This is a genomic window from Pseudomonas sp. UV AK001 (assembly GCF_046097675.1).
Lineage (GTDB): Bacteria > Pseudomonadota > Gammaproteobacteria > Pseudomonadales > Pseudomonadaceae > Aquipseudomonas > Aquipseudomonas kribbensis.
The window spans coordinates 255,947-266,522 of record NZ_JBJUVZ010000011.1 but is presented as its reverse complement, the minus strand read 5'-3'; the positions used below and the strand labels follow the sequence as shown (position 1 = coordinate 266,522).

8 protein-coding genes are annotated in these 10,576 nt (G+C 60.6%); all 8 read left to right on the top strand.

Going from position 1 to position 10,576, the window contains the following annotated elements; translation table 11 throughout:
* Window positions 1–2,292 (top strand): beta strand repeat-containing protein (locus ACKLNA_RS26030; protein ID WP_408987533.1); only part of this gene is annotated, 2,292 nt, incomplete at its 5' end.
* 220 nt (window positions 2,293–2,512) lie between these two features.
* Window positions 2,513–4,921, top strand: a complete 2,409-nt coding sequence (locus tag ACKLNA_RS26025) for a calcium-binding protein (protein ID WP_408987532.1) — start codon at window positions 2,513–2,515, stop codon at window positions 4,919–4,921.
* Between the two features lie 250 nt (window positions 4,922–5,171).
* Window positions 5,172–5,945, top strand: coding sequence for a glucose-1-phosphate cytidylyltransferase (gene rfbF / locus ACKLNA_RS26020; RefSeq protein WP_085733770.1), 774 nt, complete (start codon window positions 5,172–5,174; stop codon window positions 5,943–5,945).
* Window positions 5,927–7,009 (top strand): CDP-glucose 4,6-dehydratase, encoded by a 1,083-nt coding sequence (rfbG, locus tag ACKLNA_RS26015; RefSeq protein ID WP_408987531.1) that lies wholly within the window; start codon window positions 5,927–5,929, stop codon window positions 7,007–7,009. Before rfbF ends, rfbG begins: the two co-directional genes overlap by 19 nt.
* Window positions 7,006–7,566: a dTDP-4-dehydrorhamnose 3,5-epimerase gene (gene rfbC, locus ACKLNA_RS26010; protein WP_408987530.1), complete on the top strand. Its 561-nt coding sequence runs from the start codon at window positions 7,006–7,008 to the stop codon at window positions 7,564–7,566. The genes rfbG and rfbC overlap by 4 nt, the downstream gene beginning before the upstream one ends.
* On the top strand, window positions 7,563–8,789 hold the full coding sequence (locus ACKLNA_RS26005) for a methyltransferase domain-containing protein (protein ID WP_408987529.1): 1,227 nt from the start codon (window positions 7,563–7,565) through the stop codon (window positions 8,787–8,789). Before rfbC ends, ACKLNA_RS26005 begins: the two co-directional genes overlap by 4 nt.
* Complete coding sequence (locus tag ACKLNA_RS26000; protein WP_408987528.1) at window positions 8,786–9,907, top strand: DegT/DnrJ/EryC1/StrS family aminotransferase; 1,122 nt, start codon at window positions 8,786–8,788, stop codon at window positions 9,905–9,907. The genes ACKLNA_RS26005 and ACKLNA_RS26000 overlap by 4 nt, the downstream gene beginning before the upstream one ends.
* Window positions 9,904–10,569: an acetyltransferase gene (locus ACKLNA_RS25995; RefSeq protein ID WP_119428837.1), complete on the top strand. Its 666-nt coding sequence runs from the start codon at window positions 9,904–9,906 to the stop codon at window positions 10,567–10,569. Before ACKLNA_RS26000 ends, ACKLNA_RS25995 begins: the two co-directional genes overlap by 4 nt.
* The last annotated feature ends 7 nt before the right edge of the window (window positions 10,570–10,576 follow it).

Sequence of the window (10,576 nt, the reverse complement as noted above, 5' to 3'; positions counted from 1 at the left end):
AGCGTCGATGGCGGTGAAGGTTTTGATACCGTCGATTACTCGACGTCGTCCGCTGCCGTGAACGTCGACATTCGCCCGGGCACCAGCCTGCCGGGTGTTGGTGGTGATTCGCAAGGTGTGACGCTGACCAACGTCGAGAAAGTCATCGGTTCGGCCTTCAACGATACCTTCACGACCGACGCCTACCTCTTCGCCACTTACGACGGTGGTGCCGGTGACGACATCTACTACGTCAACGGCGGTGGCGTGACCGTCATCGAGCAGGCTGGTGGTGGCAACGATGAAGTGCGTGTCAGCTACAAAGAGCACACGCTGGCGGCCAACGTCGAGCGTCTGACCTACACCGGCACCGGTTCGTTTACCGGCTGGGGCAACGCCAGCGACAACATCATCACCAGCGGCAACGGCAATGACGTGTTGTATGGCGGTGGCGGTGCCGACCAGTTCTTCGGCGGTGCGGGCATGGATACGGTGTCTTACGGCGACAGTGCGGCGGCGGTGAGCATCAACCTGAAAACCGGAGTCAACTCGGGGATCGCAGCAGGCGATACCTACAACAGTATCGAGACCATCGCGGGCTCCAACTACAACGACACCTTCGTGGTCGATAACCGGATCCCGGCTGTGGATGGCGGTGCCGGTTTCGACACGGTCGATTACTCGACATCATCCGCTGCCGTGAACGTCGACATTCGCCCGGGCACCAGCCTGGCGGGTGTTGGTGGTGATTCGCAAGGTGTGACGCTGACCAACATCGAGAAAGTCGTTGGCTCGGCCTTCAACGACACCTTCACCGCAGCGGCTGTCAGCTTCGCGACCTTCGAGGGCGGTGCCGGCGATGACATCTACTACGTCAATGGTGGCGGCGTCACGATCATCGAGCAGGAAGGTGGCGGCAACGACGAGATTCGCGTCAGCTGGAATACCCACACGATGGCAGCCAACGTCGAGCGCATGACCTACACCGGGACGGCTGCGTTCACCGGCTGGGGCAACGCCGGCGACAACATCATCACCGGCGGCAACGGCAACGACGTGTTCTATGGTGGTGGCGGTGCCGACCAGTTCATCGGTGGCGCAGGCATGGACACCGTGTCCTATGACGACAGCACAACGGGCGTCAGCATCAACCTGAAAACCGGTGTCAACTCGGGGATCGCAGCAGGCGACACCTACAACAGCATCGAGGCAATGACGGGCTCGAAGTACAACGATATCTTCGTCGGCAATTCTGCGGCAATCGCAATCAACGGCGGTCTTGGCCTGGACATGGTCAGCTATGAGTCATCGGACAGCGCGGTCACCATCGACCTGAAAACCAACGCCAACGCCGGCGATGCCGCGGGCGATACCTTCGCCGGGATCGAGATCTTCCAGGGCACTCGTTTCGCTGACACGTTCCTGGGTTCCACCGCCAACGACAACTTCGTGGGTGGAGCCGGTGCCGACGTGTTCGACGGTCGTGAAGGCATCGACACGGTCTGGTACGCCAACAACGCCACTGCCGTGAATATCAACCTGCAGACCGGTGTCAGCCAGGGTGGTGATGCCGAGGGCGATGTCTTCATCAATGTCGAGAGTCTGATCGGGACGAACTTCAATGACACGTTGATCGGCAATGCTGCCGCCAATGGTCTGGAGGGTGGTCTGGGTAACGACGTCATTTATGGCGGGGATGGCAACGATGTCATCTATGGCAGCCTGTACACCCAGCTCGGACCGTTCGCCGTGAATGTCGCAGCAGGTGGGCCGCAGGCTGACCTTCTGTATGGCGGCAATGGCGACGACGTCATCGTTGCCGCCACCGATGACCGAGGCACCCAGGCCTTTGGTGAAGCCGGCAATGACACCATTACCGTGGGGTATGGCATGGCTGACGGTGGTGAGGGCAACGATCTGCTGACCGGGATTGGCGCCGGCTACTCGCTGTTCGGTGGCGCGGGTGCTGACAAACTGGTTCTGGTAGGTGGTCCGGGTTCGGCGTTCGGCGGCGAGGATAATGACACCTACATCGTCAATACCACGAAACTGGTCACCATTCAGGACACCGGCACCAGTTCCGGCGACAAGTTGATCCTGACGAACATCAGTACTCAGCAACTGTTGCTTGACCGGGTCGGCAATGACCTGTTCCTGCATCAGTACAGCGTCTTCGAAGGCCAGACTCCGGAAGACGGCGTGCGACTGAAGGACTGGTTCGCCGGTTTCAACAATATTGAATATATCCAGACGTCTGACGGCAAGTTCATCAACCTGCCAACCGGCAATGACGGGTTCGCCATGTTCGGTTGATAGCAGGACAAATGCCTTCACGATGGTTTGGTGGGGGCATTGATGATTGAAAACAGGCGATCCCGGATCGCCTGTTTTTTTATTTTTTTTCGAGTCGATTCCTTCCCTGCGACGTCGTTTGAAATGACCGGAGTCATGGGTTCGAAGTTTATTTTCAGCAAGCTGACGCTCAGCGCTCTTTGACGGTATCCGGTTCAACAACAACGCAAGGAAGAAACAAATGTCAGTAGTGAATGGAACGAGTGACGTGGATTACCTGGTGGGCACCGATGGCAATGATGAACTCTATGGACTGGAGTCGGATGACCAACTGATTGGCAGTGCCGGATCGGACGTACTGGATGGTGGGGAGGGGTTTGATACGGCGGATTATCGCGTACTGTCTTCGGCCGTCAGTGTCGAGATCGGCAATGACGCGTCGACTGTCACGGGTGCCGAGGGCAAGCACGACACCTTGCTCAACGTCGAGAAAGTCATCGGCACATCTTTCAACGACACCTTCACCGGCAACATTGCCGGTGTGACGCTGGACGGTAGCTGGGGTGACGATGTGTATATCGTCGGCAGCGAAGGCGTGACCATCATCGAAGATAGCTACGGCGGTTACGACGAGCTGCGCACCAGCCTCAACACCATCAAGATGGATCCCTTCATCGAAAAACTGACGTTCACCGGAACAGGTGATTTCAAGGCCTATGGCAGTGACACCGACAACGAGATCGTTGGCGGTGCCGGCAACGACTGGATGTGGGGCGGTGACGGGGCGGATCACTTCGTGGGTGGCGAAGGTTTCGATACCGTGAGCTACAGCGACAGTCTCGAAGGGGTGAGAATCGCCGACTGGACCAACTACGACGGATTGACCATTGCCTACGGAGACACCTTCACCGGTATCGAAGCCATTGAAGGTTCGAAGTTCGACGATCTGATCTATCGCTCCGAAGGGTCGATGATCATTGACGGTTCCGATGGCTACGACACGGTGAGCTACCAATGGAGCGCGGGGCCCGTCAGCATCGAGATCGGCAGTGGTATCAATGCAGTGGGCGACACCTTTCGCAATGTCGAAAAGATCATTGGCACCAACAATGCCGATCAGTTTACCGCCAACATCGGTGGCGTGACCCTGGCCGGTGGCGATTGGAACGATGTGTACATCATCAACAGCACCGGTGTGACCATCGAAGAAGTCGAGGGCTTCATGGGCGGTACCGATCAGGTCTACACCACGCTGTCCGTGATGCACCTGGATCCGTTCGTTGAAAACCTGACGTACACCGGGACCGGCGACTTTACCGGCTACGGCAACGACACCTGGAACACGATCGTCGGCGGCAGTGGCAACGACGTGCTGTACGGCGGAGCCAAAGGCGACTCCTTTGACGGTGGCGACGGTATCGATGTGCTCAGCTACGGCGACAGCACGGTTGCCATGACGCTGAACTGGGCAACCCAGGAATTCTCGGGGATCGCTGACGGCGATACGTTCCAGAACATCGAGATCATCCGTGGCAGTGACTTCAGCGACACCTTTTACGCGACCGGCATGGCCTGGTATTTCGGCCTGGATGGCGGACAGGGGCAGGATCTGCTCAGTTTCAAATACGCCTTCATGCCGATGACGATCGACCTGAGCGGTTCAGCCTACAAGCCCTGGGACCCGATGCCTGAATACACCAGCATCGAATTGATCGAGGGCAGTCAGTACGTTGATTTCTTCATCGGTTCGGCCGGCAACGAAACGTTCATCGGTGGTGGCGGCGGTGATGTGATCGATGGTCGCGACGGCATCGATAACGTCTGGTATCTCACCAGTGCCTCGGCGGTAGAGATCAATCTGCAGACCGGCATCAACCTGGGTGGCGATGCACAGGGCGATACGCTGACCAATGTCGAAGGCGTGATGGGCAGTCATTTCGACGACACCTTGACCGGCAACGAAGCGGACAACTACCTGGAAGGCGGGCGCGGCAGCGATCTGATCAATGGCGGTGACGGCAACGACGTTATCTACGGCGGCCTGGTATCCGACATCGGACCGTTCAGCCTTGAAGGTGTGGCCGATAATGCGCAGGCCGATCAGTTGTATGGCGGGGCGGGCGATGATGTGATTGTCAGTGCCGAAAACGATCTGGGCACCAACGCATTCGGTGAAGACGGCAATGACACCGTGACGGTGGTCAACGGCAGCGCCATCGGCGGTATCGGCAACGACGTATTGACCGGCAAGGGCAGCAGCTACTCGTTGTTCGGAGGTGAGGGTGACGACCGGTTGATTCTCAACCTTGCCGGCCAGCAGACCTCCGGTGGTTTCGCCAATGGCGGTGACGGTGATGATACTTACGTGGTGAACACCTCCGGTCTGGTGGTGATTCAGGACAGCGGCACCAGCCTGAATGACACCCTGATCCTGAACACCATTGCCAACGCCAGCCAGTTGAACGTGACCCGTATCGGCGACGACGCCTATTTGCACAGCGCCAATGACGGCAGTGTCGGTGCGCCGACCGGTGGCGTGAAACTGGCAGGCTGGTATGCGGGTTTCAACAACATCGAACACATCCAGACCGCAGACGGCCACGCGTTCACCCTGCCAGCCGCTACCGATGGATTTGCCCTGTTCGGTTGATCCGATTGATTGAAGCCGCTCGATGAAAGGGATGAGGCCGGCAACGGACTCATCCCTTTTTTCATGCCCGTGTCCCCACCGACGCAGTGCCTGTGGAGCTGGCGCGTTTCCTGCAAGTCCCCCTCAAATCGCCATAAAACGAGCGCTCGCGGCCATTGCCCCGGCGCCCGGACCGGCAGAAAGGTTTAGCCAGACGGCCGCAAAGCTTGGAAAGCCGCGCGCAGCCCTGTGACGAACGAGAGGGGAGACCATGAAGGCAGTTATTTTGGCGGGTGGCCTGGGCACGCGCATCAGTGAAGAGTCGCACCTCAAGCCGAAACCGATGATCGAGATCGGTGGCAAGCCAATTCTCTGGCACATCATGAAACAGTATTCCGCCCACGGAATTCACGACTTCGTGATTTGCCTCGGCTACAAGGGCTACGCGATCAAGGACTTCTTCGCCAACTACTTCCTGCACACTTCCGACGTGACCTTCGACATGCGTGAAAACCGCATGGACGTTCACCAGAACTACAGCGAGCCATGGCGCGTGACGCTGGTGGACACGGGTGAGGAAACCATGACCGGTGGCCGTCTGCGCCGGGTTTCGCGCTATCTGGAAGACGAAAAAGCCTTCTGCTTCACCTATGGCGACGGCGTTTCGGATCTGAACATCAGCGCACTGGTCGACTTCCATCTGACCCACGGCAAGCTGGCTACAGTGACTGCCGTGCAGCCACCCGGCCGCTATGGTGCTCTGGATCGCGACGGTGACCGGGTCCTCGGGTTCACCGAAAAACCGCGGGGTGACGGTGGCTGGATCAACGGCGGTTTCTTCGTGCTGTCACCGAAAGTCCTGCCGCTGATCGAAGGTGATTCGACCTCTTGGGAATCCGGTCCGCTGGACGGTCTGGCCGAGCGCGGTGAACTGTTGGCCTACCAGCACGAAGGTTTCTGGCAGCCAATGGACACCCTGCGCGACAAGAACCATCTCGAAGCGCTGTGGCAGAGCGGGGAGGCCCCATGGAAGCAATGGGCCTGAGTCCTGAGTTCTGGCGCGGCAAGCGGGTTCTGGTTACCGGTCATACCGGTTTCAAGGGCAGCTGGCTGACCCTGTGGCTGCAAAGCCTCGGCGCGCAAGTCAGCGGTTTCTCCCTCGATCCTTCGACCGAGCCGAGCCTGTTCGAACTGGCGCGGGTACACGAAGGCATCGACGATCAGCGCGGTGATCTGCGTGACCTCGGCGCCTTGCTTGAGATCATCGCCGACACCGAGCCGGAAATCGTCCTGCATCTGGCGGCCCAGCCGCTGGTGCGCGAAGGTTATCGCGATCCGCTCGGCACCTATTCCAGCAACGTCATGGGCACTCTCAATCTGCTTGAAGCGATTCGTCAGGTCGGTTGCGTGCGCGCCTGTGTGCTGGTGACCACCGACAAGGTCTACGCCAACAAGGAATGGCTGTGGCCGTACCGCGAAGACGAAGCCCTTGGTGGTCACGACCCTTACAGCAGCAGCAAGGCTTGCTGCGAGTTGCTGGCGCAGTCTTATGCGGCATCGTTCTTCCCGGCCGACAAGTACGCCGAGCACGGTCTGGCCCTGGCCACCGCACGGGCCGGCAACGTGTTGGGCGGCGGTGACTTCGCCCCTGAACGGCTGATTCCCGATGTACTGAAAGCCTGGTCGGCAGACGAGCCGGTGACCCTGCGCTACCCGCAAGCCGTGCGCCCATGGCAACACGCACTGGAGCCACTGGCCGGTTACCTGCAACTGGCTGCCGGGCTCTACGAAGAAGGTCCGGAATACGCCGGGGCGTGGAACTTCGGCCCGGGCGAAGCGGACATGTGCCGCGTCGGCGAAGTGGTTGAGCTGCTCGCCAACCGCTGGCCTCAGGCTCGTGGTCTGCGCATCGAACCGAGCGAACTGCACGAAGCCGGCCTGCTGCGCCTGGACAGCAGCCGCGCCCGCCAAGTGCTGGGCTGGCAACCACGCTGGTCGTTGCAGCAATGCCTGACCCAGACCCTCGACTGGCACCTGGCCTGGCAGAACGGTGACGACATGCGCACCGTGACCCTCGGCCAACTGAACCTGTACCGGGGCGCGCTGTGAGCGAATTTTCCTTGAAGCAGTTGCCGCTGGCCGGTCTGTTCAGCGTCCAGCACAAACGCTTCGAAGATCAGCGCGGGCATTTCGCCCGGCTGTTCTGCGAGGGCAGTCTGAAAGCGTTCGGCAACGAATTTCACATCCGCCAGATCAACCATTCCTGCACCCGTGAAAAGGGCAGTGTGCGCGGTCTGCATTACCAGAACGCCAACGCCCCGGAAGCCAAACTGATCACCTGCCTGCGCGGCGAAGTGTGGGACGTGGCGGTGGACCTGCGTCCGGATTCCGAAACCTTCCTGCACTGGCACGCCGAGCATCTGAAGGCCGGCGACGGTCGCAGCCTGTTGATCCCCGCCGGCTTCGCCCACGGTTTCCAGACCCTCACCGACGATGCCGAGCTGCTTTATCTGCACAGCGCCGATTACGCGCCGGAGCACGAGGGCGGGCTGTCGGTAAACGATCCACGGCTGGCGATTGCCTGGCCGTTGCCTGTCAATAATTTGTCAGCGCGTGATTCCAGCCATCCCGCGCTCGATCAACACTTTGCTGGAGTGCGTCTATGAATTGCCGTGGGTGCGCCGCACCGTTGAGTCTGCCGCTGATCGACCTCGGCACCTCGCCACCGTCCAACGCCTACGTGCATGCCGATCGGCTGGAGCAGGCCGAGCAATGGGTGCCGCTGAAGGTCGCCGTGTGTCAGCAATGCTGGCTGGTGCAGACCGAGGATTACACCAGTGCCGACAGCCTGTTCGACGCCGAGTACGCCTACTTCAGCTCGTTCTCCAGCACCTGGCTGGCCCATGCCGAGCGTTACGTGGCGAATATGGTCGAGCGCTTCGGTCTGACCGCCGACAGTCGGGTCGTGGAAGTCGCCGCCAACGACGGTTATCTGCTGCAATACGTCGCCGCTCGCGGCATCCCGTGCCTGGGCGTCGAGCCGACCCGCAGCACCGCACAGGCTGCCCGGGAAAAAGGCCTGGAGATCCGTGAGCTGTTCTTCGGTCGCTCCACCGCCGCACAGCTGAAAAGCGAAGGCTGGGCCGCCGACCTGATGGCGGCCAACAACGTGCTGGCCCACGTGCCGGACATCAATGACTTCCTCGGTGGTTTCGCCGCGCTGCTCAAGCCGACCGGCGTCGCCACCTTCGAATTCCCGCAACTGCTGACGCTGATGGCCGGCGCGCAGTTCGACACGCTGTACCACGAGCACTATTCCTACCTGTCCCTGACTGCTGTGCAGACGTTGTGTGAGCGCAACGGCCTGGAAGTGTTCGACGTCAGCCAGTTGAGCACCCACGGCGGCTCGCTGCGGGTGTTCGTGCAACGCAAGGATGGCGAACGCCGCGCCGTGCAGCCAGCGGTGCAACAGCAGTTGCAGGCCGAGCTCGACGCAGGTGTGAAAACCACTGAGTACTACGCCACGCTGGCGCCGGCCGCCGAACGCATCAAGCATGACCTGCTGCGCTTCCTGTTGCAGGCCAGGGCCGATGGCAAGCGTGTGGTCGGCTACGGCGCCGCCGCCAAGGGCAACACCTTGCTCAACTACGCCGGGGTCAAGCCGGATCTGTTGGCCTGGGTCGCCGATGCCAACCCGCACAAGCAGGGCAAGTGCCTGCCGGGCAGCCGCATTCCGATCGTGGCGCCCGAGCGCATTGCGCAAGAGCGGCCTGACTACATCCTGGTTCTGCCGTGGAATCTGCTGAGCGAAGTGACGCAGCAGTTGTCGTCGGCCAAAGCATGGGGCGCACGCTTTGTCGTCGCCGTTCCGGAGTTGATCATTCAATGAGCAGAATTCACTACACCAAACCGAGTGTCGGCGAACTCGAAGCGCAATATGCCCAGGACGCCGTGCAGAACGGCTGGGGCGCGCGTTGCTACGAATACCTGACCCGTTTCGAACACGGTTTCGCCGAGCATCTGGGGTCGACCTACGCGATCGCTACTTCCAGTTGCACCGGTGCCCTGCACATGGGCATGGCGGCATTGGGCATCGGTGCCGGCGACGAAGTGATCCTGGCCAACACCAACTGGATCGCCTCCGCAGCACCGATCACCTACCTGGGTGCCACGCCGGTGTTTGTCGATGTCCTGGCCGACAGCTGGTGCCTTGATCCGCAGCAGGTCCGGAACGCCATTTCTCCGCGAACCAAAGCCATTCTTGCGGTGCACCTCTACGGCAATCTTTGCGACATGGATGCCTTGCTGGCCATCGGCAAGGAGTTCGGCATTCCGGTGATCGAGGACGCCGCCGAAGCCATCGGCTCGCAGTGGCGTGGCCAGGCTGCCGGTTCGCTGGGGGCTTTCGGAGCGTTTTCGTTCCATGGCACCAAGACCATGACCACTGGCGAGGGCGGCATGTTCGTCACTTCGGACAAGGCCTTGTATGAGCGCGTGCTGACCCTGTCCAATCATGGCCGTGTAGCGGGTTGCACCAAGCAGTTCTGGCCGGAATTCGTCGGTTTCAAATACAAAATGAGCAACCTGCAGGCAGCGGTCGGCTGCGCGCAGGTCGAGCGGATCGAAGAGTTGATCGCGCGCAAGCGGGCGATCTTTGCCAACTATGCGCAGGCGCTGGAAGGCGTGCCGGGCGTGTCGCTCAATCCCGAGCCGGCTCACGGGCGCAACGGTTACTGGATGCCGACCGTGGTGTTCGATGCCGGTACCGGTATCCATCGCGAGCAACTGATCGCGGCGTTCCAGGCCGCCGACATCGATGCCCGAGTGTTTTTCTGGCCGCTGTCGACGCTGCCGATGTTCAGCGAGCACAACGTTGACACCCCGGTGTCCTTTGCCCTGCCGGAGCGGGCTTTCAATCTGCCGAGTTATCACGAAATGACTGACGCCGATCAGCAGCGCGTGGTGCAAGTGGTGCTCGACTTGCTGGCCAGCGGGAACGCATCGTGAAGATGTATCTGCTGGGCGCTGCCAACCCGGAAGCAGTGCGCATGCTGCAGGCCGTCAAGCGCAGCACGCCGAACATCGAGTTTGCGTTTCTCGACAACGATCCGCGCAAGCACGGCACGCTGTTTTACGGCGTGCCGGTGGTCGGCGGGTCGGAGCGGGTGGCTGAGCTCAATGGACCGGACGTGCGCTTCGTCAACCTGATCACCGGCAGTACCCGTTTACGCTACGAAACCACCTGCCAGTTGGTAGAGGCCGGCGCGCAATTGGGCCAGTTCATCCATCCCGGCATCGACCTGAGCATGATCCGCATGGGGCAGGGCAGTTACCTGCAGGAAGGCGTGTTGATGCAGGCCGAAGTCGAACTTGGCGACAACACCAGTATCAGCGCCGGCAGCGTGGTGGGGCATGAAGGGCGGATCGGCCATTCGGTGTTCATGGCGCCCGGCGTCTGTATCGCCGGCTGCGTGGAAATCGGTGACGGCACCTTTATCGGTACCAACGCCACGATCCTGCCGCGCCTGCGCATCGGCCGCTGGGTGACCATCGGCGCGGGCGCCGTGGTGACGAAAGATGTCCCGGATTTTTCGGTCGTGGTGGGCAATCCCGCCAGGATCATCAAGAACAACACGGTGCCTTACCCGGACGCCAAGGTGTTCAAGTAAGCCGTTT

Bases quoted from the DNA above. Each gene is read 5' to 3' on its own strand.
- ACKLNA_RS26025 (WP_408987532.1), top strand. From the start codon at position 2,513: ATGTCAGTAGTGAATGGAACGAGTGACGTGGATTACCTGGTGGGCACC.
- rfbF (WP_085733770.1), top strand. From the start codon at position 5,172: ATGAAGGCAGTTATTTTGGCGGGTGGCCTGGGCACGCGCATCAGTGAA.
- rfbG (WP_408987531.1), top strand. From the start codon at position 5,927: ATGGAAGCAATGGGCCTGAGTCCTGAGTTCTGGCGCGGCAAGCGGGTT.
- ACKLNA_RS26005 (WP_408987529.1), top strand. From the start codon at position 7,563: ATGAATTGCCGTGGGTGCGCCGCACCGTTGAGTCTGCCGCTGATCGAC.
- ACKLNA_RS26000 (WP_408987528.1), top strand. From the start codon at position 8,786: ATGAGCAGAATTCACTACACCAAACCGAGTGTCGGCGAACTCGAAGCG.